Annotated in this window: 27 protein-coding genes; 6 read left to right on the forward strand and 21 right to left on the reverse strand. The window is 40.6% G+C overall.

Going from position 1 to position 24913, the window contains the following annotated elements:
• Positions 1-2: 2 nt before the first annotated feature.
• Together WBJ10_RS02775 and WBJ10_RS02780 are read right to left on the reverse strand one after the other, a co-directional pair.
• Positions 3-707, reverse strand: a complete 705-nt coding sequence (locus WBJ10_RS02775; RefSeq protein WP_424288028.1) for a peptidylprolyl isomerase — start codon at positions 705-707, stop codon at positions 3-5.
• A 2-nt stretch (positions 708-709) separates the two neighbouring features.
• The gene (locus tag WBJ10_RS02780; RefSeq protein WP_424288029.1) at positions 710-1054 is read right to left on the reverse strand and encodes a hypothetical protein; all 345 of its coding nucleotides are present in this window, start codon (positions 1052-1054) and stop codon (positions 710-712) included.
• Positions 1055-1185: 131 nt separating this feature from the next.
• On the opposite strand from WBJ10_RS02780, the gene WBJ10_RS02785 reads away from it, so the two are divergent.
• From WBJ10_RS02785 to WBJ10_RS02795, 3 genes are all read left to right on the forward strand, one after another.
• On the forward strand, positions 1186-2208 hold the full coding sequence (locus WBJ10_RS02785) for a Gfo/Idh/MocA family oxidoreductase (protein ID WP_424288030.1): 1023 nt from the start codon (positions 1186-1188) through the stop codon (positions 2206-2208).
• A gap of 134 nt (positions 2209-2342) precedes the next feature.
• A complete protein-coding gene (locus WBJ10_RS02790) occupies positions 2343-2693 on the forward strand; it encodes a hypothetical protein (protein WP_424288031.1) in 351 nt (116 codons plus the stop codon).
• Between the two features lie 77 nt (positions 2694-2770).
• Positions 2771-5071 (forward strand): TonB-dependent receptor, encoded by a 2301-nt coding sequence (locus WBJ10_RS02795; protein WP_424288032.1) that lies wholly within the window; start codon positions 2771-2773, stop codon positions 5069-5071.
• Positions 5072-5216: 145 nt separating this feature from the next.
• On the opposite strand, the gene hisS is transcribed toward WBJ10_RS02795, so the two are convergent.
• The 5 genes from hisS to fumC are packed head-to-tail and all read right to left on the reverse strand — an operon-like array spanning position 5217 to position 9824.
• Entirely contained in the window at positions 5217-6602 is a 1386-nt protein-coding gene (gene hisS, locus WBJ10_RS02800) for a histidine--tRNA ligase (protein WP_424288033.1), read from the reverse strand.
• 17 nt (positions 6603-6619) lie between these two features.
• On the reverse strand, positions 6620-7063 hold the full coding sequence (locus WBJ10_RS02805; protein WP_424288034.1) for a low molecular weight protein-tyrosine-phosphatase: 444 nt from the start codon (positions 7061-7063) through the stop codon (positions 6620-6622).
• A gap of 5 nt (positions 7064-7068) precedes the next feature.
• Positions 7069-7863: a S1/P1 nuclease gene (locus tag WBJ10_RS02810; protein ID WP_424288035.1), complete on the reverse strand. Its 795-nt coding sequence runs from the start codon at positions 7861-7863 to the stop codon at positions 7069-7071.
• A 5-nt stretch (positions 7864-7868) separates the two neighbouring features.
• Positions 7869-8390 (reverse strand): fumarate hydratase, encoded by a 522-nt coding sequence (locus WBJ10_RS02815; protein ID WP_424288036.1) that lies wholly within the window; start codon positions 8388-8390, stop codon positions 7869-7871.
• Between the two features lie 36 nt (positions 8391-8426).
• Positions 8427-9824 (reverse strand): class II fumarate hydratase, encoded by a 1398-nt coding sequence (gene fumC / locus WBJ10_RS02820; protein ID WP_424288037.1) that lies wholly within the window; start codon positions 9822-9824, stop codon positions 8427-8429.
• A gap of 188 nt (positions 9825-10012) precedes the next feature.
• On the opposite strand from fumC, the gene WBJ10_RS02825 reads away from it, so the two are divergent.
• From WBJ10_RS02825 to WBJ10_RS02835, 3 genes are all read left to right on the forward strand, one after another.
• Complete coding sequence (locus WBJ10_RS02825; RefSeq protein WP_424288038.1) at positions 10013-11230, forward strand: serine hydrolase domain-containing protein; 1218 nt, start codon at positions 10013-10015, stop codon at positions 11228-11230.
• Positions 11231-11312: 82 nt separating this feature from the next.
• The gene (locus WBJ10_RS02830; protein ID WP_424288039.1) at positions 11313-11696 is read left to right on the forward strand and encodes a response regulator; all 384 of its coding nucleotides are present in this window, start codon (positions 11313-11315) and stop codon (positions 11694-11696) included.
• Positions 11697-11716: 20 nt separating this feature from the next.
• Entirely contained in the window at positions 11717-12025 is a 309-nt protein-coding gene (locus WBJ10_RS02835) for a YbaB/EbfC family nucleoid-associated protein (protein WP_424288040.1), read from the forward strand.
• Positions 12026-12030: 5 nt separating this feature from the next.
• Here the strand turns inward: WBJ10_RS02835 and WBJ10_RS02840 are convergent, their stop codons facing one another.
• From WBJ10_RS02840 to WBJ10_RS02905, 14 genes are all read right to left on the reverse strand, one after another.
• Positions 12031-13296: a glucose-1-phosphate adenylyltransferase gene (locus WBJ10_RS02840; protein WP_424288041.1), complete on the reverse strand. Its 1266-nt coding sequence runs from the start codon at positions 13294-13296 to the stop codon at positions 12031-12033.
• A complete protein-coding gene (locus WBJ10_RS02845; protein WP_424288042.1) occupies positions 13286-14716 on the reverse strand; it encodes a glycogen synthase in 1431 nt (476 codons plus the stop codon). Before WBJ10_RS02845 ends, WBJ10_RS02840 begins: the two co-directional genes overlap by 11 nt.
• A 109-nt stretch (positions 14717-14825) precedes the next feature.
• Entirely contained in the window at positions 14826-17639 is a 2814-nt protein-coding gene (polA, locus tag WBJ10_RS02850) for a DNA polymerase I (protein WP_424288043.1), read from the reverse strand.
• A gap of 93 nt (positions 17640-17732) precedes the next feature.
• Positions 17733-18302 (reverse strand): DNA-3-methyladenine glycosylase I, encoded by a 570-nt coding sequence (locus WBJ10_RS02855; protein ID WP_424288044.1) that lies wholly within the window; start codon positions 18300-18302, stop codon positions 17733-17735.
• Positions 18299-18646 (reverse strand): carboxymuconolactone decarboxylase family protein, encoded by a 348-nt coding sequence (locus WBJ10_RS02860; protein WP_424288045.1) that lies wholly within the window; start codon positions 18644-18646, stop codon positions 18299-18301. The genes WBJ10_RS02855 and WBJ10_RS02860 overlap by 4 nt, the downstream gene beginning before the upstream one ends.
• A 13-nt stretch (positions 18647-18659) precedes the next feature.
• The gene (locus tag WBJ10_RS02865; protein ID WP_424288046.1) at positions 18660-18995 is read right to left on the reverse strand and encodes an MGMT family protein; all 336 of its coding nucleotides are present in this window, start codon (positions 18993-18995) and stop codon (positions 18660-18662) included.
• Positions 18995-19645, reverse strand: coding sequence for a tRNA (guanosine(46)-N7)-methyltransferase TrmB (gene trmB, locus WBJ10_RS02870; protein ID WP_424288047.1), 651 nt, complete (start codon positions 19643-19645; stop codon positions 18995-18997). The genes WBJ10_RS02865 and trmB overlap by 1 nt, the downstream gene beginning before the upstream one ends.
• A gap of 129 nt (positions 19646-19774) precedes the next feature.
• Positions 19775-20242, reverse strand: a complete 468-nt coding sequence (locus WBJ10_RS02875; RefSeq protein ID WP_424288048.1) for a hypothetical protein — start codon at positions 20240-20242, stop codon at positions 19775-19777.
• Complete coding sequence (locus WBJ10_RS02880) at positions 20232-20588, reverse strand: phage holin family protein (protein ID WP_424288049.1); 357 nt, start codon at positions 20586-20588, stop codon at positions 20232-20234. Before WBJ10_RS02880 ends, WBJ10_RS02875 begins: the two co-directional genes overlap by 11 nt.
• Before the next feature lie 15 nt (positions 20589-20603).
• The gene (locus tag WBJ10_RS02885) at positions 20604-20930 is read right to left on the reverse strand and encodes a YtxH domain-containing protein (protein WP_424288050.1); all 327 of its coding nucleotides are present in this window, start codon (positions 20928-20930) and stop codon (positions 20604-20606) included.
• Positions 20931-20997: 67 nt separating this feature from the next.
• On the reverse strand, positions 20998-22041 hold the full coding sequence (locus WBJ10_RS02890; protein ID WP_424288051.1) for an AI-2E family transporter: 1044 nt from the start codon (positions 22039-22041) through the stop codon (positions 20998-21000).
• Positions 22042-22104: 63 nt separating this feature from the next.
• Positions 22105-23514: a sigma-54-dependent transcriptional regulator gene (locus WBJ10_RS02895; RefSeq protein WP_424288052.1), complete on the reverse strand. Its 1410-nt coding sequence runs from the start codon at positions 23512-23514 to the stop codon at positions 22105-22107.
• A 99-nt stretch (positions 23515-23613) separates the two neighbouring features.
• Positions 23614-24393 (reverse strand): enoyl-CoA hydratase/isomerase family protein, encoded by a 780-nt coding sequence (locus WBJ10_RS02900; protein WP_424288053.1) that lies wholly within the window; start codon positions 24391-24393, stop codon positions 23614-23616.
• Between the two features lie 33 nt (positions 24394-24426).
• Positions 24427-24846, reverse strand: coding sequence for a cobalamin B12-binding domain-containing protein (locus tag WBJ10_RS02905; RefSeq protein ID WP_424288054.1), 420 nt, complete (start codon positions 24844-24846; stop codon positions 24427-24429).
• Between the last annotated feature and the right edge of the window lie 67 nt (positions 24847-24913).

Raw genomic sequence — 24913 nt, forward strand, 5'->3', positions numbered from 1 at the left:
AATTAAAGAGCATTGTTTTTAAGTCCTGGCGTTCGTTTTTCCAGTTTTCTTGCTTCTCTTTTTGAAAGGATAGTTACTTCCATCGGGATATTTTCGATAGGCCTGTCAGTTGGCGAGGTGGCAACTGAAGCAATAGTGTCAACTATGCTAATTCCCTGGACTATTTCACCGTAAACCGTGTAGTTTCCGTCCAAGTGCGGCGTTCCGCCGAGTGTTTTGTAAATCGCCTTTTGGGAGTCAGGAATGTGCCTCCCGTTCATACGGGTGATTCTGGTTTTTTCTAGTTCCTCATGAGTAAACGTTTTGCCGTGAACCAAATAAAATTGACTGGCACTTGATGCTTTTTCAGGATTATTGTCCCTTGCAGCTGCCAGCACCCCTTTTTTGTGGAACAGGCTATCACGAAATTCCGCATCCACCCGATAACCAAGATCACCAGAACCTAGTGGTTGTCCCGGAGTTGCTGTTTTTGAATCAGGATCACCACCCTGTATCATAAAATTATTTATAACACGATGAAACAAGGTTCCATTATAAAACCCCTCTTTTGTCAATTTCAGGAAATTTTCTTTGTGTTTTGGGGTTTGATTGTACAACATAACTATACACTCACCGTTAGAAGTTTTTATTTTGACGTAGCTGTGTTTTGGTTTGGCGACTGAAGCCAGAGCGGAAACAATAAAAAGAACCAAAAAAAAGTTTCTCATAATTAGTCTATTAAATTTTCAAAATAAGTTAGAATAAGCGACCTCATAATCATTTCCTGTTCAAGCAGAGTGTAAGCCGGTATCGGTTTTACCAAAGTCCAGTGTGGCCAGCCATCCTGATCTATTCCTTCCAGCTCATAAAAACCCAGTTCGCTAAAAAGCCGGCAGTTTGCAATGTGCATAAGCTCTTCTTTCTGTCTTTTACTAAATTTTTGCGGCCCTTTTCCCAATTCCTGAACGCCGATTAAAAAAAGCATAACTTTCATGTCGGGGATATCGGTATCAAAATCTCTGGCTATTTTTTCCTGAAGAACCAGCCATTTTTCGTTTATTTCCGATGGTTTCATGGGAGTAAAAGTCTGGAAAAATTCGAAATATGGCGCTATCTTTTCTGAGAGAAATATTTACTCATAAATGCGCTATTCCGGTTCGATTAAACCATCTCTTTGTTCCTTAATCCACATTACTATATTTGTTTATGCAAAAACCTATCGTTACTGCCTTACTTGCCTACGGAATGTCCGGTAAGCTATTTCATGCCCCCTTTGTGAATTTCCATAATGGATTTGAGTTTAAGGGGGTTTTCGAACATAATAACAAACGTGTTCAGACAGATTATCCCAATGTTAAAAGTTACGATTCCTTACAAGAGCTACTGGATGACCAGGAGATTGAATTAGTGATTGTCAATACCCCAAGTAATCTACATGTAGACCATACAAAGAAAGCTTTGCTAGCAGGTAAACACGTATTAGTTGAAAAGCCTTTTGCACCTACTGTAAAAGAAGCAAAGGAATTATTTGAACTTGGCCGCAAGGTGGGTCGTAAAATCATGATCTACCAGAACAGGAGATTCTCTAGCGATTTTGCAGTGACAAGAGATATCATTAATAGCGGACGATTAGGCCGAATTATAGAAATTCACTTTCGGTATGACCGATATCGTGCGGAAATTGGGCCGAAGGCATTTAAAGAAAACCCTTTTCCCGCAAGTGGCGTTGTGTATGATCTGGCTGCGCACCTTCTCGACCAGACAATTTGCATTTTAGGTAAACCCGATAGCTACCGCAAGATCACAGGAATTTACCGTGAAAATTCCAAGGTCGACGACTATGGACATATTCACCTTGTATACCCCGGCCAGAAAAATGTTTTCATCACTACAAGTCTTCTCGTGGCCGACCCTTTGCCAGGGATCGTGATTCACGGAACAAAGGGATCCTTTTTGAAATCGTTTTGCGATTCGCAGGAAGATCAGTTAATAGCCGGTATGAAGCCCGGTGATGAAGATTTTGGTAAAGAAGCGGTCGGGAAAGATGGAAAATTAACAACCGTTAACTCTTCAGGAGAAAAGACTACCGAATTGATACCTTCGGTAAGAGGCAGGTACATCGATCTTTTTGAAGCTGTACATCAAAACGTTAGAAATTATATTCCATTTCCGGTTAAAGAAGAGGAAGTTCTTATTCAGCTTGAAATCCTGGAAAGTAAAGCAGAGTGATTAACTGCTCCTTGGAAAATTGAATTTAACGGCGAAGAAACGTTGAAGCTGCTTCAGTCAGATATAAAATCGTTACAAGACTAAAATATCTGAATTAGGATATTATTTCTCTTTTACATATTTTTGAATTAGTTATGAAGAGAGTTAAGAGATCATTAGGCCTTGCCTTATCAGTAGTTTTGCTGCTGAGCTTCTCTGTAACACTTATTCCTATAGATTTCCTCCATAATCATCGTAATTCTGAAGTCAAGATTTCCTGTGTAAAAGATAAAGTACATTCCAGTTGCACCCACAAACTGCACGTTACTAAAAAAGCTGAATTTTGCTGGGCCTGTGCAGTACATTTCGATAAGACATTTACAAAAATAAGCTTCATTGAGAAGCTCAAACTTTCACCAGGAATATCCCTTTTCATAAACAATGATACAATTGGATATTTTCTTGATATCCTGTTTACAGGCTTAAGGGGTCCCCCTACAGAATAATATTTCTTTACTTTCTTCACTTTCTCAACTGTCCCTTTAGGGTTCAGTTTTTCCTTTTTCCTTTTTATTTGATATAAATGAAATCTATTTTTCTGTATACTATTTTACTATTTACGTCATTCACTCTCTTTGCGGAGACCATTTCCCTTGACGGTAAGGTTATTGACGCTCAGACGAAACAAACATTACCAGGCGCACTTATAACTATACCTGACCTTAAAATTTCCGTTGTATCCGACGGTTCCGGACAATTTAATTTCACTAATATCCCAGAAAAGGGGCGATTCCTTGTAGAAGTTAGATATATCGGATATCGTACGCTTATTCAAACAGTCGACCTCTCTGCAGGGTCTGGTATCGAGTTTGCCCTTTACCCGAGTACCATTGAAGCAAAGGAAGTTGTTATAACCGGCACCGCTTTTAGCACTGATAATAGACGAAACAGCACTGCAGTTTCAGCCGTCACAAAAGATCAGCTTGTGAATCGACCATCAGGAAATCTTGTGGATGCGATAGCGAGAGTTCCAGGAGTGTCGCAAGTTACTACAGGTGGTGGAATATCCAAGCCCGTCATCCGCGGACTTAGCTACAACAGGGTTGTAACACTCGTAGACGGTGCTAAACAGGAGGGTCAGCAATGGGGCGATGAACACGGTCTGGAGGTTGATCAATATAGTGCAGAGCGCATTGAGGTGTTGCGAGGGGCTGCGAGCTTGCTATATGGATCAGATGCATTAGGCGGTGTAATCAACATTTTGGAGCCTTTGCCATCTCCGGAAGGACAGGTTCAGGGTGAAATCTTAAGTGGTTACCAATCAAATAATGGCTTGAGCGGAAGTTCTGCTATGATCCAGGGAAATGCAAATGGATTTGTATGGCGTACTCGTGGATCTTATAAGAATGCTTTTAGTTACGATGCTCCCGGAGGTCGAATCGCGAACACCGGATACAATGAAACCAGCTTGAGCGGCCAGTTTGGCTTGAACAAGAAATGGGGCTATGCTCACTTAAATCTTTCAAGTTTTAGAAATAATATAGGTTTACCGGACTTCAGCCGCAATGCTGATGGTATGTTTGAAGATGCGGATGGAAATACGCTTACTGACAAAGATCTGCAAAGTCGTGAGCTTTTTCTGCCATTCCAGGATATCCGGCATTACAAAGTAGCTTTTAACAGCCATGTTTTATTTAACACGGGCAGGTTGCGAACAACAATTGCCTACCAGGACAATCAGAGACGCGAGCTTGAAGACAATCGCACCAATCCAGCGCTGTTTTTTGATCTTAAGACTTATAGCTCGGATTTCAAATATTTCTTCAATGAGAAAAATGGTTGGGAACCTGTAATCGGTCTGTCTGGTTCTATACAAAACAATAAAAACAAGGCGGAAGAACTACTGATTCCAGACTATAATTCAAGTGAATTTGGGGTATTTGCTTATGGGAAAAAATCATGGGATGCCACGACCTTTAATTTGGGGGCACGATTTGATTACCGAAACATTCAGGGTTCAGCAATGGAGGAGGATGGTGCTCCAAAGTTCAATAACTTTAGCAATAGCTTTTCAAATTTGAGCGGTGCTCTTGGCTTCACACATGAATTTGATGAGCATTATAATTTTAAAGCGAATTTGGGATCCGCATTTCGCTCGCCCAATATCGCGGAGTTAAGTTCTTATGGAGTGCATGAAGGGACCTTTAGATATGAGATCGGTAATAACAACTTAAATCCTGAAAAAAGTTATTATGGGGACCTTGCTTTTGAATTTAACAACAATACAGTGAGTGCCAGCCTCGGCGCCTTCAATAATTTTATAGATAATTTTATTTTCATCAGCCAGTCTAATAACGAGACTACCGTTGTCGGGAATGAAACTTTTCCCGTTTACCGCTTTATACAGGACAATGCTAACCTTTCTGGAATTGAAGCAACCCTGACCCTGCATCCTGCCAACCTGATACATTTCGAGAACAGTTTTTCTTATACCCGCGGAATAAACCGTGCTACTGATAGTCCACTGCCTTTTATTCCAGCAGCAATTCTTAGGAATGAACTACGCTTAGAACCTGATTTTAAAGGAGTGAAATCCAGTTACTTTTCCATTGGGCTTGACAATGTTTTCAGACAAACACGTGTTGACAAATTCGAAGCCCCAACATCGGGCTATAGCCTGGTTAATTTAGGAATAGGCACCACATTTTTGTTGGGAAATCAGCCTTTGCGTTTGAACTTGTCAGCAAATAACGTTTTTGATAAGGCTTATTACGATCATCTGAGCAGATTTAAACCCGGCAGACTTGATGAGTCGGCTCCGACAGTAGGGTATTATAATCAGGGAAGAAATATTTCTGTTGGGCTGTACTTACCGTTTAAATAAGCATTCTCAGGTCCAACTCGAAATGAATATTAGTTTAGAAAGCACGAAGTGTAATTCATTTAAACTTCGTGCTCTCTAGTCTATCACCCAGCTTTTTGTTTTTTCAACGCTTTATCTGGAGGATTCTCACGACACAGCACGTTGTTTATTTTAGAAACGCTATTATCTGGTCGATTGTAAGTTTCTGTTGCTCGCCGGTTTTCATATTTTTCAAACTCAAATTAGCGCTTTCCATTTCCTCGCTTCCAAGAAGAATCACATAAGGGATTTTTTTCGCGTCTGCAAAATTCAGTTGTTTTTTCAGCTTCGCAGCTGTTGGGTAGATTTCAGAGTTTATTCCCGAGTCGCGAAGCTTCTGCAATAAAGGTAAAGCATATATTTCGGCAACTGGATCAAAATTGCTGATCATAACCCGGGTACTTTCAGTAGATGTGTCAGGGAATAAATTTAATTCTTCCATGACATCATAGATGCGGTCAGCGCCAAATGAAATTCCTACCCCTGTAAGGTCTTTGAGCCCGAACATGCCGGTAAGATCGTCATAACGTCCGCCTCCGCCAATACTCCCCATAGCAACTTCATTAGTTTTTACTTCGAAAATGGCCCCTGTATAGTAGTTTAGGCCGCGGGCCAGAGTAATATCGAGTTCCAGAATTGGAGCTTTAGGTTCAGACGTCTGAATTCTGAAGGAAGAAAGATAAGCAATAATTTTCTCGATTTCTTCGATTCCTCTCGAGCCGATTTCGGAATTTTTTAAAACTATCTTAAGCTTTTCAATCTTTGTTTCATTTGAGCCTTCCAGCAGGATGACAGGCTTAAGCATATCAATGTCAGATTCGGTAAATCCCCTTTGGATCAATTCTTTTGCTACGCCATCCAGACCTATCTTATCAAGTTTATCGATTGCCACGGTCATGTCCACGATAAGTTCTGGTTTGCCGATAATTTCGGCTATTCCTGAAAGAATCTTCCGATTGTTAATCTTAATCGTAAAATCTTTCAAGCCCAGTTTATATAGCGCTTCCTCATAAATCAAAACAAATTCCGCTTCATTCAATAAACTATCTGACCCTACCACATCCGCGTCGCATTGGTAGAACTCGCGATATCTTCCTTTTTGCGGACGATCCGCACGCCACACAGGCTGGATCTGGAAGCGTTTAAAAGGGAAAGATATATCATTTTGATGCATCACCACATAGCGTGCAAAAGGAACTGTCAGATCGTATCGAAGGGCTTTTTCGCAAATCGAGGAAATAATCTGCTGAGAGTTGGGTGAAGCGAGCTTTTCGGCCGGAACTTTCGAAAGAAAATCGCCTGAATTAAGGACTTTGAAAATTAGTTTATCTCCCTCATCTCCGTATTTTCCGGTAAGGGTGTCCAAATTCTCCATAGTCGGAGTTTGGATCTCCTGGTACCCATATTTTTTAAAAACAGATCTTATGGTTTCGAAAATGTAATTTCTCCTTATCATTTCTGAGGGAGAAAAATCACGTGTTCCTTTTGGAATAGAAGGCTTGATTATTGGCATGTGATAAAGGTATAGGTTTATCCCGGAGTGTTAAAATCTTCTACAATCTCCCTGCACCTTTTATCAACCATCTTATAAACTTGATCAAACTGGGTATCGTCATAATATGGATCTGGTACTACGTCATTTTTTAGCAGAAGGCTTACTTTTCGGTGATCCTGGTCTGTTCTTGCCATCGCAGTTACCTCGCTCAGGTTGTGACGGTCCATCACGAAAATATGATCGTAGTTGTCAAAATCAGCAACTACAAACTGGCGGCAACTTTGTCCGGAAATATCAATGCCATATTTTTTAGCGATGGCAATAGAACGGTGGTCGGGCTGGGAACCTATGTGCCATCCGCCTGTTCCGGCAGAGTCAATTTCCCAATTAAGCCCTTTTTCTGTTGAGAGATTTTCCAAAATCCCGTGTGCCAGCGGAGAGCGACAGATATTGCCAAGACAAACCATTAAAATCTTCATGATAACTAGTTGAAGATATTATTGAGAAGCCCAGCTAAATGTACTCCACCTTTTAATAACTGCTGGTCCGCCACTGCCAGGTTATCATAGATGTATCTGTAGCCAAGTTTGTCGCCGGAGTTCACATTTGCATAGATCTTTTGGCTAATCCTGTATGAATCTTCTACCCAGATGTTGACATCTTCATTCTGCAATTGAAATAACCGGGATTTGTCGATGAAATTGAGGGAACGCGCATATTCGGTATAGCTTAATTCCTGAGATTCGATTAAGTCACTATCCCAGAGACGGTGCAAATTCGTGGACTGGCCAAACCAGGTTAACTGTACCCTGTTTCCACCGAGATCCTCAAATCTGCCGGTATGCATAGGCTGATGCAGATCCCCAACGAAATGAATCAGTAAACGCAGGTACATTACTTTCTTATCCTGATCAAGAGAATTATTTTTCAGTTCTGAACTGAGAAAACGGATTTTGGTATAAACGTTTGTCGCGGTATCTTTCTGCAGAGAGTTTTGTATTTGGTCGGAGGAGAGACCTGCCGGAAGGTTTATATAGTGCCAGTTGGCGAGATAATTATAGGAAGGCTCAGACTTAATAAAATCGGCCCAGTTACTTGCCATAGCCAGAGATTCATGCCCCAGTATCTTTTTTACTTCGCGGCCTGCCTTCTTACTAAGGTAGCTTTGAGCAATTTCGCCAACTACCCGATGACCCAGTAAACCCCAGGCCATAGCGTTTAGAGGGAAATAGCTAATTAAAGCTATTAATATGGTTTTCTTAATTAATTTGATACTCATGACTTTTAGTTTAATGCTTTTGGAACACAACCGGTTTTTTCTTTTAAAATTAGATTGAGAGGCAAATGGTCCTGCAATCCTTCCAAATGTAAAGTATCACCGCTGTTTTTTCTGATGATAAATGCCGGCAGGTATTGTCCTATCCGGTAACAACCGGATATTTTCTGCTTGAAATTAGCTTTTGTAAAAGTAGCGGTAATTAAAAGTGTATCATTTTTTGTTTGATAAATGCCTTTAGCGTACTCTGTCCATCGACCATTATTAAAACAGCTGTCGGGGTAAGTATTATATTTTGCAAAAGTGTTAATGGTAATATACACCGAGTCGCAGTTAAATTTAAACTGATGTTTTGAATATTGAAGTCGTTCATTTTGATAGGCAACTGATTCTTCTTCCCATAAGCCCTGTAAATCCTCACTACCTTTGCCCTGAAGGTTTGGGTTGAATTTGCATGAACTTAGAGTAGTACTCCATAACATCAGAAAGCCAAGTGCTAAAAGCAACCCGGGAATAAACCTTGATATCATTTTTCGTATACTGCAGTCTGATTTTATAATATCGAATTATTTAAGTCCACCAATCATGTCTTCAGGACGCACCCACTGATCAAATTGCTCATTTGTTAAAAGCCCCAGAGAAAGTGCTGCTTCACGCAAAGACTTATTTTCTTTAAGTGCCGTTTTAGCAATTTTTGCTGCATTTTCATAACCAATATGCGGGTTGAGAGCAGTAACAAGCATTAAAGAATTTTCCAGGTGTTTCTTGATTCCGTCATAATTAGGCTGGATTCCTGAAACGCAATTATCAGTGAAGGATACACATGCATCGCCAATGAGCCTTGCAGATTGAAGAAAGTTTGCTGCCATTACTGGTTTGAAAACGTTCAATTCATAGTGCCCGTTCGAACCGCCTATACTTATTGTGACGTCATTACCCATCACCTGGGCAGCAACCATAGTTATCGCCTCATTTTGTGTAGGGTTAACCTTCCCCGGCATGATTGAGGAACCAGGCTCATTATCGGGAATATGGATCTCGCCTATACCCGACCGCGGGCCGGAAGCAAGCATTCGGATATCATTACCAATCTTCATAAGCGAAACAGCAATCTGCTTTAAAGCGCCATGGGTTTCTACAATTGCGTCGTGAGCCGCAAGTGCCTCGAATTTGTTTTCCGCAGTGCGAAATGGTAAGCCTGTGAATTCAGCAATATATTTCGCTACGGCTACATCATAACCCTTTGGAGTGTTGATGCCTGTACCCACGGCTGTACCGCCAAGTGCTAATTCTGATAAGTGGTCAAGCGTATTATTAAGTGCCTTCAAGCCATGATTTAATTGGGATACATAGCCGGAAAATTCTTGCCCGAGGGTTAAAGGTGTGGCGTCCATTAAGTGTGTCCGGCCTATCTTAACAACGTCTTTAAATTCGTTAACCTTTTTTTGAAGCGCATCCCTAAGCTTTTCTACACCCGGAATAGTAACTTCCGAAATAATTTTATAGGCAGCAATATGCATTGCAGTTGGAAACGTATCGTTTGATGATTGTGATTTATTCACATCATCGTTCGGATGGACGAAAGTTTTGCCTTCGCCAAGTTTATTACCTTGCAAAACGTGTGCGCGGTTAGCAATCACTTCATTGACGTTCATGTTTGACTGGGTGCCAGAGCCCGTTTGCCAAATAACCAGGGGGAACTCAGAAGATAGTTTACCGTCAAGGATCTCTTCACAAACTTTCGCGATCAGATCACGCTTTTCGGCAGGTAAGATATTGCTATCTGTATTGGTAAAAGCGGCAGCCTTTTTCAGATAAGCAAATGCCTCAATGATTTCTTTAGGCATTGACGCTTCCGGGCCAATTTTGAAGTTATTTCTCGAGCGTTGAGTTTGGGCACCCCAATATTTATCGGCTGGCACCTGTACTTCACCCATAGTATCATGTTCTACTCTGTGTGTCATTGAAATAGTATATTTGTTCGGGTGTAAATTTAGATTTTTTTGGGCAGTTTTTGGTCCATTTATTAAGATATTACCGCTTTAAACCTGAATTCTTTACCTTGAAAATCACCTTTGTGTAAAACTCTTTACCTACCCGATTGTAATAATTTATAATTTTCCGCATTATTATAATACCCATAACTTTTTAGATGACTTTTTACTTACGTTACTCTTTCGTTTTATTACTTAGCCTAATTTTTTTATACTCCTGCTCGTCAGCACCAGCTGATAAAAGAAAACAGGAAAGGACGATTTCCGACGAGGAATTAGATAGTGTCGCATTAATTTATGATCCGAAGAAAGCCGATCCGCGTTATGACGATTTCGTAATGCGTCTTCATAAGAGATCAAGTTTCAATGGAAATGTACTCGTCGCCAAAAAAGGAAAAATAATATATCAGAAGGCAATTGGATGGGCAGATTACCTCCATCGCGACAGCTTAAAAATTAATTCAGTGTTCGAATTGGCATCAGTCTCTAAACCATTTACAGCGGTCGGAATCATGACTCTTGTAGAAGATGGTAAACTACGTCTCGACCAGGATGTAAAGGAATTTTACCCGAGTTTTCCCTATGAGGGCATTACTGTTAAAATGCTATTGAGCCATCGCTCCGGGATGATGAACTATGTTTATTTTGTTGACGGCATCTGGAAAAAAGCTAAAAAGGATGAACGTGCAGGTATTACAAACCAGGATGTGATGAATCTTATAGCTGAACATAAGCCTAATCCATATATGAAGCCCGATAAAAGGTTTCATTATAATAATTCTAACTATATGGTTCTCGCTGCTATAATAGAAAAAGTAAGCGGTCAGAAGTATTCACAGTATATGGCGGAGAACGTCTTCAAGCCCGCCGGGTTAAAACATACCGCGGTGTACTCAAAGGCGGAATACGACAAAATACCCGTCGATGTTGTAGGCCATGATCGTACATGGAGACGATCAGTTGCTCAGAATTTCCTGGACGGCCCGGTTGGCGATAAAGGCGTGTATAGTACTATTCATGATTTATTTCTTTTCGATCGTGCACTTAAAAGCGGCCGGCTTCTAAAGAAAAGCTCCCTTGATTCGATGTACGCCCCTCGTAACGATATGCAAAAAGGGCACTTTAATTACGGGTATGGATGGCGAATGTTTGAAGATCAACCTAAGAAAGTGGTATATCACACGGGATGGTGGCACGGCTTTAGACACATTTATCTTCGTCAGCTCGACAAGGATATCACGATCATTTTATTAAGCAATCTCACCAATGGCAGTCTTTTACGGCTTGACGAGTTGTATAAGATAGCAGGAATGCCAGTAGTAAGAAGGAGCGCTTATTCCGGCAGTGGACAAAACACATCTGACGATGAAGATTAAGATGGGTTTAAGATCATATTATTCTCTTTAAAAAAAAATAAACTTAAATTGCTGCCGTTTACCAACTGCCAAATGGGAAAAAATGAGTAAAGTATTTATTATAGACGATGATCCTATACATCAGCGTATAGCCCAAATAATGATTGGGAAACATGAAATATTCACTGAATTCACAAGTTTTACGGAAGCCGAGCTAGCGCTTGATTATATACGGCGTAATTTATCAAGTGCCGAAAATTTACCTGATGTTATACTTCTGGACCTTAACATGCCTGTAGTCGATGGATGGGATTTCCTGGAAGCATTTCAAAAATTTGAAAATAACCTTACAAAAAGTATCAGGATATTTATAGTTACCTCATCTGTTGATGAAAAGGATAAGCTTCGATCACAAGCTTTTTCATTCGTAAAAGGATTCATTTCAAAGCCTCTATCGCCCGATATTATTAGAAGTACTATAGCATAGTCCCTTTAAACTAAATAAAGATGTTCGATAAATTATTTGAAGCTCAGCAAAAAGCCGAAGAAATAAAGAAAAGATTAGATACAATTTCTGTTTCTTCTGAAGTGGAAGGTGGAAAAATTAAGGTTCTGGCGACCGCTAATAAGCGAATCACTAGTATATCCATCGATCCTGCATTGCTTGGCACTGCGGATGCCGAAGAACTGGAAGATCTATTAACTACAGCTATTAATAAGGTTCTTGAACAGGCTGAAAGTGTTAGCCAAACAGAAATGCAGGCTGCTACACGCGATATGATGGGCGGCCTGGGAAATCTGTTTGGCAATAAATAGTCTCTTTATATAACCGTTCCGTTAGGGATAACCGCTAACTTCTTGACGACAACAATTCCATCCTTAATGGTGTGGGTTTTAAAATCTCCGTCTTTAAGATTCGGTCCGCCATTAATCCTCACATCGTTACCGATAAAGCAGTTTTTGTCGATGATGGCGTTTTTGATGTAGCAACGCTCCCCTATCCCCATAATTGGATGTCCATTTTCCTCTGACTCTGTTAATTCGCGAAGTGTTTGATAGCGATCGCCGCCCATAACATAGCTATTGACGATTGTGGTTCCAGTCCCGATTCGGGTCCTTATACCAATTACGGATCGCTCAATTCTGCTGGCATTGATAATACACCCATCCGCGATCACGACCTTCTCCAGCGTTGTTCCGGAAATTTTAGAAGGCGGAAGCATGCGTGCCCGCGAATAGATGGGCCGCCTGTCAAAAAGATTGAATTCAGGGATATCATCGGTCAGGCCTATGTTCGCATCGAAAAATGAGTGGATATGTCCAATATCTGTCCAGTATCCTTCATATTGATAGCTGACAACCTTGTGATCTATGAGTGATTGCGGGATAATCTCTTTTCCAAAGTCAGTTCTTGTGTTATTTTCAAGAAGGTCAAAAAGAAGTTTTTTGTTGAAAAGGTATATCCCCATGGAAGCTAGATAATGCTTTCCTTTTGATTTCATTTCGTCTCCAACTTCCGATTTCCATTCAGGAAGAAGTTCTGATTTGGGTTTCTCAATAAACGATGTAATCAGGTTTTCCTCGTTGGCCTTCAGAATTCCAAAATCGGTTGCATCCTTTGCATTTACCGGGATTGTAGCTATCGATATTTCGGCACCGCTTTCTTCATGATTCCGTACCATTAGCTCGAAATCCATTTGGTAGAGTTGGTCACCTGAAAGTATTAGCACATACTCACAATCGTGTTGGACTAGGTGATATAAACACTGCCTTACAGCATCAGCAGTGCCCTGGTACCACGTTGCATTATTGGGAGTTTGCTCGGCTGCGAGGATGTCGACAAAGGCCTGACTAAAAAAACTAAAATGATAAGTATTTTTTATATGCTTGTTTAGTGAAGCAGAATTGAACTGCGTCAATACGAAAATCCGTTCAATTCCAGAATTAAGGCAATTGGAAATTGGAATATCGACAAGCCGGTATTTCCCTGCGATAGGTACAGCTGGTTTTGAACGCGTATCAGTTAAAGGGTAAAGACGGGAACCTTGTCCACCGCCAAGTACAACGGAAATTACTTTAGACTGCATGAGAGATAATTAAATTTTTATATAATTCGATGTATTCTTTTGCGGATCTGCCCCAGGAGAAATCCAGGGACATCATTTTTTTCCTTAAATCCGACATTTTGTTTTGATCCTTGTAAACTTCAAGACCCCTTCCCACTGCATTTACCAATTCCTCCGCTTCCAACTTATTGAACGTAATTCCGTATCCTCCCGAATCATCCATATCAATTACTGTATCCGCGAGTCCCCCCGTTCTGTGTACGACAGGCATGGTTCCATATCTCACGGCATAAAGCTGATTTAAACCACACGGCTCTACTCTTGAAGGCATCATAAGGAAATCTGCACTGGCATAAATTCGGTGGGAAAGCTCCTCGTCATAACCAATATACACACCACACTGTTTTTTATGCCGTAATTTTAATTCTTCCAGCTCCTTTTCTATTTCCGGCTCACCTGAACCGAGCACGATAAAATTGACTTTTCCTTTGTATTTCTTGAGGCATGAGTCAATAGCTAAGGGCAGTAATTCAGCCCCTTTTTCCCCTACAAGCCTACCGATAAAAACCACCAGGGGCTTAGTGTCAGAAAGACCAAATTCTTTACAAAGGCTTTTTTTATTTTCTTTTTTCCCCTGGTCAGCAGTTTTAGCATTAAAGTTTTTAACAATCATAGGATCGGTTTCAGGATCCCAGACCTGAGTGTCGATGCCATTAATAATTCCGATTCCTTTTCTGGCTTCCAGTTGAAATAGTTTTTCCAGACCATTTGAATTTACTGATAATTCTTTCAAATAGTTTGGTGAAACTGTTGTGAATTTCCAGCAGCATTTTACTGAAGCTGCCAGGGAATTTATACAATTATTCCAGTCCAGCAATCCAGCCTTACTCAAGTCTATAGAAGGAAGGTAAGCTACTTTGTCCCAGCCTAGCCAACCCTGATACTGGCCATTGTGTATGGTGCAAACGGTTGGGATCATTGCCAGATCCTTGAAAAGGCTTGAATTAGCGATAAGGAAGGGTACAAGTCCGGAATGATGATCATGACAATGGATGACATCCGGTTTCATCTTTGTTTTATTGATCCAATCCAGTACACAGACCTGATAGCTTATAAATTGCTTGATCTCATCCGGATAACAATAGATTTCTTTCCGGTCCAATAGCCCTTCTATGTATATTAGAAACAAGTCAAAGCCTAGTTGGCGAGTAGATTCTTTAAGGACGCTATAATTGAAGGTCTTACCCGCCGCTGTTGTTGATGATTTAAAAACAGTATCGAACGTATTTTCCTGAACAAATTTTCTGTCGTAATATGGAAGCACTACCGACGCATTAATCCCTGCCTGGTTGAGATATTTAGGAAGAGCTCCGACAACATCCCCCAAACCGCCGACTTTAGCAACCGGATAACATTCTGCACTTAGATGTATAACATCCATAGGATAGATTTTAAAGCATTAGGAAAACAATTTAGTAAATTTATTGAGATACAGTGAATAAAAAACATCACTTCTTTATGGAATAACAGGAAGGCTAAAACACAGCGGTTTAATGCGCTTCAAGCCAATTAGATCCTTCTCCGACCTCAACTATGATGGGAACAGTTGTTTTTATGGCATTTTTCATCCGTTCCTCGATAATCTTTTTCATGATTTCAGTTTCAGATTTGGGCACATCAAAAACAAGTTCATCATGCACTTGCATAGTCATTTTAGAAGCCAGATTTTGATCTTTGATATCCTTATGAATACGGATCATTGCAATTTTGATCATGTCTGCTGCAGATCCCTGGATAGGAGCATTAATTGCATTTCGTTCTGCAAAACCCCGCACAGTTTGATTCGCTGAATTGATATCACGAAGATATCGACGCCGACCCATAATGGTTTCAACATATCCATTTTCCCGTGCGAAGTTCATGGTGTCGTTCATATACTTCTTAATATTGGGGTAGGTGTTGAAATAGTTTTCGATAATCTCTGCAGCTTCTTTCCTTGGAATTCCTAAATTTTGAGAAAGCCCGAATGCCGATTGGCCATAGATTATCCCGAAATTTACAGCTTTTGCATTCCGGCGCTGGGTAGACGTCACCTCGTCTAATTCTATTCCATACACTTTTGCAGCGGTAGCTGTATGGATATCAAGCCCTTTATCGAAAGCTTCCATCATATTCTCATCCTTGCTGATTTCTGCTATAAGCCTTAGTTCGATTTGGGAATAATCGGCAGAAAGCAATACATGATTTTCATCTCTTGGGATAAATGCTTTACGTACCTCCCTGCCTCTTTCTGTTCGGATAGGAATATTTTGAAGGTTGGGATTATTTGAGCTTAATCGGCCAGTTGCGGCCACTGCCTGATTATAAGAGGTGTGGACGCGGCTGGTTTTGCGATTGATCATAAGAGGCAAAGCATCAACATAAGTTGATTTTAATTTCTGCAGTTGCCTAAAATCCAATATATCAGCAACAATATCGCTTTTGTTAGCGAGCCTCGTGAGTACATCCTCACCAGTTTGATACTGCCCGGTCTTGGTTTTTTTTGCTTGTGGATCTAATTGTAATTTATCAAATAGAACTTCACCTAATTGCTTGGGCGAAGCAATGTTGAATTTCACTCCCGCCTTTTCATAAATACTTGTTTCGAGAAGTTTCAAATCGGCTTTTAAAACACCAGAGAAATCTTCGAGTGCCTGCTGATCTATTTTTACCCCTTCGCGTTCAATGTCTGCCAGGACATAAATTAGAGGATTTTCTACTTCTCTCGCTAATTTACCAGCATTTACATCCTCCAGGATGGGTTCGAACACATCGCGGAGCTGAAGGGTAATATCAGCATCTTCTGCTGCGTACTCTTTAACTTTCTCTATGTCAGCATCACGCATGTTCCCCTGGCTTTTTCCTTTCGGACCAATTAATGAGGTTATGCTTACTGGAGTATAGTTCAGATAATTTTCTGCCAGCAAATCCATGTTATGCCTCGAATCAGGGTCAATAAGATAATGAGCGAGCATCGTGTCAAACAATTCTCCCGTTACGGTTATTCCGTACCAGTTAAGCACCAGTATATCATATTTTAGGTTCTGTCCAACTTTGCTGATCTCAGGATTTTCAAACACGGATTTGAAATCATCAACACAGCTTTGACATTCATTTTGTTCAGCCGATAAGGGTACGTACCAGGCTTCACCGGGTTTTATGCTAAACGATAATCCGACAAGCTCACAGTCGTTTGCATCCAGGCAAGTAGTTTCGGTATCAAAACAAAAACACTTCTGGTTTGACAGGAGTTTTGCTAATTCTTGTCTCTTTTCCGGGGTATCCGCCAGTATATAATTATGCTCGGTATTGTGTATATTTTTGGAAGCAGGAACTTTCTCTGCGTAAGGATCCACGATCTTTTGTGATTGGGAGTTCTCGTTTCTTACCGGGCTGGAAAACATATCCATCTGACCGTTTGTATTGGTTGCCGACCTGCTGTCGTTCACATTGAATTCCTCACCGAATACCCGTCGCCCGAGTGTGCGGAATTCCAGCTCAGCAAAAAGGGGTTCCAGGACCTCGCGGTTAGGTGCATCGACATGTAATGCGTCGACATCGAGTTCAACAGGTGCATTAAGCATGATTGTGGCCAGTTTCTTTGACACAATCCCTTGTTCTGCAAAGTTTTCCACGTTCTCCCGAAGTTTGCCTTTCAGCTCATGGCTGTTAGCAATTATATTTTCAACGGAGCCATATTGTTTAATCAGTTGCTTTGCTGTTTTTTCTCCAACACCTGGTATACCAGGGATATTGTCGACAGCATCGCCCCATAAGCCTAGGATATCTATAACCTGTTCGACATTTTCAATGTCCCACTTTTCCAGGATTTCTTTTACCCCCAGGATTTCCATACCGTTTCCCATACGGGCTGGTTTATAAATGAAAATATTCTCAGAAACCAACTGTCCGAAATCCTTATCGGGCGTCATGCAATAAACTGTAAAACCTTCCTTCTCTGCTTTTTTGGCTAAGGTGCCTATGATGTCATCAGCTTCAAAACCATCTGAAAAAATACAGGGAATGTTGAAACCCTCAATCAGCCGCACTATATAAGGTATGGCGATAGCGAGGTCTTCAGGCATAGCCTGGCGATGCGCTTTATAGGCGCTGAAGTCGGTATGTCGTTCTGTTGGAGCATCTGTGTCGAAAACGACAGCCATATGGGTTGGCTGCTCTTTCTTGAGGACTTCCAGCAAAGTATTTGAGAATCCCATTATTGCCGACGTGTTCAACCCACCTGAAGTAAATCTGGGACTTTTGCTCAAAGCAAAGTGAGCTCTGTAAATTAAGGCAAACGCATCAAGCAGGAAAAGTTTCTTCATTGGATTGGTATTTTATGGTAAATCCGAATTTCGAATTTAAATTTTGGGGCCTGGTACCAAAGTTAATAAACTAATCCTCATTTGATATTACCCTCATTTTGCAAAACATCCATCGATGTGATCGTTAACCATTCCCGTGGCTTGCATATGTGCATAACATATAGTTGTACCAAAAAATTTAAATCCTTTCTTTTTCATTTCAGCGCTTATCCGATCAGAAAGTTCCGTCCATGCCGGGGCATTTTTATGGTCTTCAAAGGAGTTTATTATTGGCTTTTTAACAGGAAGGAAGCCCCATATATAATCCGAGAAGCTCCCGTGCTCCTCTTGAACGCTCAAAAATAGCTTTGCGTTATTAATAGCTGCTTCTATTTTTTGTCTGTTGCGTATGATACCAATATCCTGCATCAATCGTTCGATATCAGTTGCGGTAAATTTCGCGACCTTTTTTGCATCGAATTCAGCAAATGCTTTGCGATAATTTTCGCGTTTTCGAAGTACTGTGATCCAGCTTAAACCCGCCTGGGCGCTTTCTAGAATTAAAAATTCAAATAAGGTCTGATCATCGTAAACTGGCTTTCCCCACTCCTCATCATGGTATTTCACATATAGAGGGTCGGTGCCACACCACGCGCAACGTACAATAGCGTTTTCCTGGGTCATGGTTCAACGCACAATTCATCCCAATATTCAACAGCTCTCCTGTAATGAGGAATAACGATTGAGCCGCCTACGAGATTTGCAATCATGAAAATTTCATTCATTTCTTCTGTAGTTACACCCGCTTCATGGCATTTTCCGAGGTGATATTTAATACAATCATCGCATCTAAGAACCATGGAAGCTACCAGCCCAAGCATTTCCTTAGTCTTAACGTTAAGGGCTCCGTCTGCATAGCTAGTGGTGTCCAATGCAAGAAAACGCTTCATGTTGGTATTGGCACTGTCCATGATGCGGTCATTCATTTTCGTCCGGTAGCTGTTAAACTCTTCTATTAATTTTCCCATTTTATTTTTTTTATTAAGGTTCAAGTTCAATGGCCGGATCCCAAAAAAGTGTTTTAAAATTTTTCACTTTATCGTCAATAACTTCTACCCCTTCGTTCTCCAAAAGCTGCTGCATCATGCTTGGTGTTCCAAAGTGAAACTTTCCAGTAAGCAGACCGTTTCTGTTTAAAACCCGATGAGCTGGTACAGAAGGAAAGGCAGTATGTGCCGCGTTCATAGCATACCCAACCATTCGGGCAGAGCCTTTTGTTCCAAGGTATGATGCTATAGCACCATATGAGCTCATTCTGCCTTCAGGAATCAGTCTGACAACTTGATAAACCTGCTGATAGAAGCTCAGATCTTCCATTATATGAAGTTAAATTTCAGATAATTAATGTTTTTATTTGTTGCAAGATACTTTTTCTCATAATAGGTTTTTATAGAAAGCACCTCATCAGCAAATTCGGAATTATAAAGGTCGGAAGTGTTAATTTGTAATGTATGGCCGGGTTCCTGTACTTTCTGAATTGTGTAGAGATATAAAGAATCGCTGTCAGTTTTCAAATGAACAGGTGCCTGAGCTTTAAGGATATATTTATACATCTCCAGAAAGCGGGGCGATGTAAGCCTCTTTTTTTCACGACTGATTTGGGGCTGCGGATCGGGAAAGGTTATCCAAATTCCGGAAATCTCATTTTCGCCGAAATAGTCAAGCAAATTCTCGATTTGTATACGCAGAAAGGCGACATTATCAAATCCCTCTTCAAGCGCTGTTTTAGCACCCCGCCAAATTCTGTTTCCTTTGTAATCTATACCTATAAAATTAAACTGAGGAAATAACCTGCCTAAATTGACGGTGTATTCACCTTTTCCGCAACCTAACTCCAGAATTACCGGATTGTTATTTTTAAAGTGTTGTTCAGACCACTGGCCTTTTAATATTTTTCCGTCTTCTAGTTCAACAACATTGTTAAATGCAGTGATCTCCGCAAAACGCCGCAACTTGTCTTTACCCATTTTTAATTATTAAAGCCTGCAAAAATAGGTTTCTCTTCGCTTCATTAGCATAAATTCAATAGAAAAGACTAATATTATGATTGCATATTTATAAAAAAAACCCATCTTAATTGGGATGGGTCTTTTTTCTTAATATGTTTCGCTATCCGGAGGTATGCCGTAATCAGCCATTCGAGGTTCTTTTCGACTTTTTTCCTTCGATGATTTAATCCAATCCGTAACCTTATCGATAATACCGGTTATGCTATCTTTATTAACATTTTTCGCTGCCTTTTGAGAAACCATCGCTACTACAGATTTCATGAGAAATCCAGAACGTGGAAAAAGGAAACGATTTAAAGCTAAAGGTAGCCCCACCCTTAGGATATTGGTCACCCAATCCTTGTTTTCTTTTTTCTTATTTAAGTCTTCCGGATCATCGCCAAATAATTCAATGAAGAAATCACTTATCTTAGTATAAACCAAGACTGGAAAGTGCAAACGGGCTTTTAATCTTGCCGTGACTTTTGTTAGTTCAACTTCCTGCTCCAGGCGCTGTACGCGAAGCCTACTGATCTCTCCCCGCAAATCCGTAATGTTCTCTATCTTAGGCCTCATGTTTATTTCTAAAAAACTTTTTGATTGCTGCATTAACAATGTGTTTCTCCACGTATTTATCTTTCACAGCATAGAAAACGACAGCTAAAAGAAAATAGAATCCGGTAACGATTAGAAAACCAGCATAAGTATTTCCAATAACTTCGGATAAATAGAATCCGGCGGCAAGGCTTCCAAAAAGGATCCCAAGCACACCGAATAGTAGAACAAGGCCATCCGTGGCTAAATTGGCAAATAGTTGGGAACCTTTGTCCACTGCCGAAAGAATTGCGATCTCTTTACGAACGTCAACGTATTCCTTTACTTTAGCTATAATTTCGCGGGCGTCAAGCTCTTTCTCTTCCATCTCTAAATAAGGTTGTTATGAATTAGCTCTGGAAGCAGTTTTTTCAGCGCTGCCAGCAGCATTTGAAACGGCATTTGAAGTACTAGCTTTTGCTGCAACGTACTCTTCTTCAGCACCCCTTAGTTTGGTTTTGATAGAGTCTACAACTTTATCTTTAAATTCGCTCAGGTTACCGATTTCATCGGCGGCGCGGTCTTTTATGCTATCTCCTAAATTTTTCAAAGAATCGTTTAACTTATCTCTTGTTTCAGATCCTCTGTCAGGTGCAAATAAAATACCTATAGCAGCTCCCGCGGCTAAACCTGCAAGCATTGCGGCCAAAATTTTTGAGTTGTCGTTCATGTTAGTAATTTTATGGTTAATACTATATTCTTAGATAATACAAATCAACCGTATAAACTGTTTTCAATTATTCATCTTCGTTCGATTTCAATTTCTCCAATCGCTCGCTCGCCAGTTTGCTTGTTTCATAGATTCTAATGGTCAGAATAAAATAAGACAATAACAGGGGTCCAAAGACAAGTCCCAGAATTCCGAATATCGGAATCCCAATAATGACCCCCACGACTGTTATTATGGGATGAGTATCGGAAACGTTTTTAGCAATAACAAGCCGTATTACATTATCTATGTTAATGATTACAATCAGGCCCCATAACAAAAGTCCCCATCCGCCCGATGTATTACCGCTGGCAATTGCAATAATTGCTGCCGGAACAAATACCACGGGTGCCCCCACCACCGGTAAGAAAGAGAGAAAAGTGGATATCACGCCCCAGAATATCGGATCCCGGATATCGAACATAAAAAATCCTATACTTACCAGTGCGCCCTGAACTATTGCTATAAACCCTTGGCCAAGTACATTTGAATAAGTAGTCATTTTTAATTCCGTCGCGAATTTTAATGCATTTTGCTCCCTGAATGGTGCATATTTAAGTAAGCCGGCTTCAAATTCTTGCTTTTGGACAAACATAAAATATAAGAGGAAGTACATGATAATCAAGCCCAGGACAATATTGGCTGCTCCGCTAAGCACCGACGGAAATAACTCTTCGGCAAGTTCATTCATTTTCACCATTCCTTTATCAAAGAGATCCGGCTGATTGATCTTAGAGCCGACAAAATCTTCCATTTTTTGCATCATGTTCTTAATGCGAATGGGGTCGTTCTGGAATTCGGAAACCTTATCGATTACCAGAAGGCTTAATGTGAGAAAGGGAAGTACGATGATAACCAGTGAGAGAATAATAATAATTATCGCAGCTACCCATTTCTTCATGTTCCACTTTTTCACAAAAAAAGTAAAAACAGGAACCAGAATGGTATATAAAACTATTGTGCTTAATAAAGTTCCCGCAATAGTCCGCAACGAATAAAGAACAAATACACCTAAGATGATTAGGATAACCGATACAATGGTATTTCGTTGTTTATAGCTGTAGATAGACATATAAGATTTCGAGATAAAAAGCCCTGTTAAAACACAGGGTTTGCAGACTATAATTAGATGAAATTAATCAAGATTAATAGCTTTCATTTTATTATAAAGCGTCTTCCTGTCAATATTAAGAATCTTCGCTGCTTTGGTTTTGTTAAAATTCACTTCTCTAAGTACATTTAGAATAGTCTCGTATTCGGCTTCCATAGCAGCATTTTTAAGGTCGTGCCTGTTGTTGTTTTGATTCACATTTACATTAGCTACAAATGTGTTCTCAATGGCCGATGCCTTTGCAAATGTTGAGATTTCAAGCGGCAGAGCTTTCAACAGTATTTCTGTACCTTCCGTAAGCAAAGTTGCCCTTCTAATCACATTCTTTAATTCCCTGACATTTCCAGGCCAGTTGTAGATCATTAAACAGTCGACTACCTCCGGGGATAGCTGCGTTACATTTCTGTTCAATTCATTATTTGCTACCTTCAAAAAATGTTCTGCAAAAGTCACGATGTCTTTACCCCTGTCGCGTAAAGGGGGAATGGTGATGCTAAACTCATTGAAACGATGGAAAAGATCTTCTCTGAACCTTCCTTTTTGTATCGCATCCATTAAGTTTTCGTTCGTTGCTACAATGATGCGAACGTCGAGATCAATTTCTTTGGTACTGCCAATGCGCTTTACTTTACGTTCTTGAACGACACGCAAGAGAGCAGCCTGAATTTCATAGGATAAGTTTCCAACCTCGTCCAGAAATAGAGTGCCGCCATTTGCCATTTCAAAATGACCTATTTTGGTATATAGTGCTCCGGTGAAAGAACCTTTTTCGTGTCCGAAAAATTCACTTCCCGCTAGATCTTTGGTTAGCGATCCACAGTCCATTGCAATGAACGGTTTATCTTTCCTCGGGCTGTTCAAATGGATGCTCTTAGCAACTGATTCTTTTCCGGTGCCGCTTTCGCCGCTAAGTATTACACTGTAATTGGTTGGAGATACGAGCTGGATCTGTCTTATTAGCTCCTGAGAAGCAGCACTTTTACCAAGAACAAACTCTTCAGTAACAATATCGGTTTTACGTTCTCGATTTTTTTCGGGGTCAGCTGAATTCCCGACAGGCTGATTGATTATTTTTTGAGCTTCAATGGCTTTATTAACCGTATTTAAAATTTCATCCGGGTAAAGAGGCTTGGTGATATAATCATAAGCCCCCATTTTAATAAGCTCGACGGCAAGTTTGATATCTGAATATCCGGTGATGATTATCACACCCGTGCCAGGATATGAATTTTTAATTTTGCGAAGCATCTCCCTTCCATCGGTATCTTCCAGGCGAAAATCGCAAAGCACCAAATGAAAGGTCTCTTTAGACATTAGATCTAAAGCATGTGAGCCATTGGTGCTGGTCGCAACTTCAAAACCGTTGCGGGTTAAAAACTTTGACAAAATAAGCCCAATGTTTACTTCATCATCGATAATTAAAATTTTGTTCATAGGGTTCGGAGTTCCGTAAAACAGGGGGCAGATGTCATAGAACAGTGCAATATAGAAATAACAAATCGAATTGGGAAATATTTTCTACACTTTTGGATTCTATATTCCGCCTTTAAATTCAGCTTTCCGTTTAGTTAAAAAAGCGTCTACACCTTCCTTAAAATCATCCGAACCGAAACATCGGGCAAATTCTTCAATCTCCACATCGTATCCATTCAAATTATCCTTAATACCGGCATTTATAGCAGTAATTGCACAGGAAATGGCAAACGGTGATCGACTTATTATCTTTCTCATAATCTCGTCGGCCTTTGTCAGAAGTTGGTCAGACTCCACCACGTGATTGACCAGTCCAGTCCGGTGGGCTTCCTCTGCCGTGATCATATCAGCTGTCAAGATCATTTCAAGGGCACGGCCCTTTCCGATAAGCTGGGCTAATCTTTGTGTTCCACCGTAACCAGGGATTAGACCAAGACTAACTTCTGGAAGACCCATTTTTGCCGTACTTGCAGCTATTCTTATATGGCAAGCCATTGCTAGCTCTAGTCCACCACCCAACGCAAAGCCATTTATAGCGGCTAGTACAGGCTTTTTGCCATTTTCGATAAAATCGAATACATCCTGTTGTCCTTTTTTGGCAAGCTGACGCCCCTCCTCCATATTATAAGCTGCAAATTCCGAGATATCAGCTCCCGCAATAAATGCTTTAGGACCAGATCCGGTAATAATTATCCCGGCAACGGATTGATTTCCAAATGCGTCAGATATAGCCTTGTGAAGCTCTGATAATGTCTCTTTGTTTAAAGCATTTAATTTGCTTTCGCGATTGATGGTAATTGTCAAAATATGATCGCGTATGTTCAGTAATAGGTTATTCATGTTCGGTAGCTCTTAGTTTCAAAACAAGGTTGCTTAAAATGTTCGATGCACAATCACCCATTCCCTGATATAGTTCACGATGTCGCTTGTAGAAGTCCCTGGCGGAAAAAGCTGCCCCACCCCGATGGTGCTGAGGGTTTTCATATCATTTTCGGGGATTATCCCGCCGCCAGTGAGTAATACATCATCCAGCCCTTTTTCCTTCATTAGTTTTGCTATTTTAGGAAAAACGGTCATATGTGCACCGGAAAGAATCGATACTCCTATTGCGTCGACATCCTCTTGCAAAGCAGCACTCACCACCATTTCCGGGGTTTGACGAAGTCCGGTATAAATCACTTCCATGCCCGCATCCCGCAGGGAAGTAGCAATTATTTTAGCTCCGCGATCGTGGCCATCAAGGCCGACTTTGGCGACGAGAACACGTACCGGTCGATTTAAAGTTTTGGGCATAATGTAAAAGTAAGAAGAAAATCGGACTGTGTTTATTTGCACCAGGTACCTGGACACATCCTCTAGC

Origin of the sequence: Daejeonella sp. (genome assembly GCF_049655485.1) — a bacterium.
GTDB lineage: Bacteria > Bacteroidota > Bacteroidia > Sphingobacteriales > Sphingobacteriaceae > Daejeonella.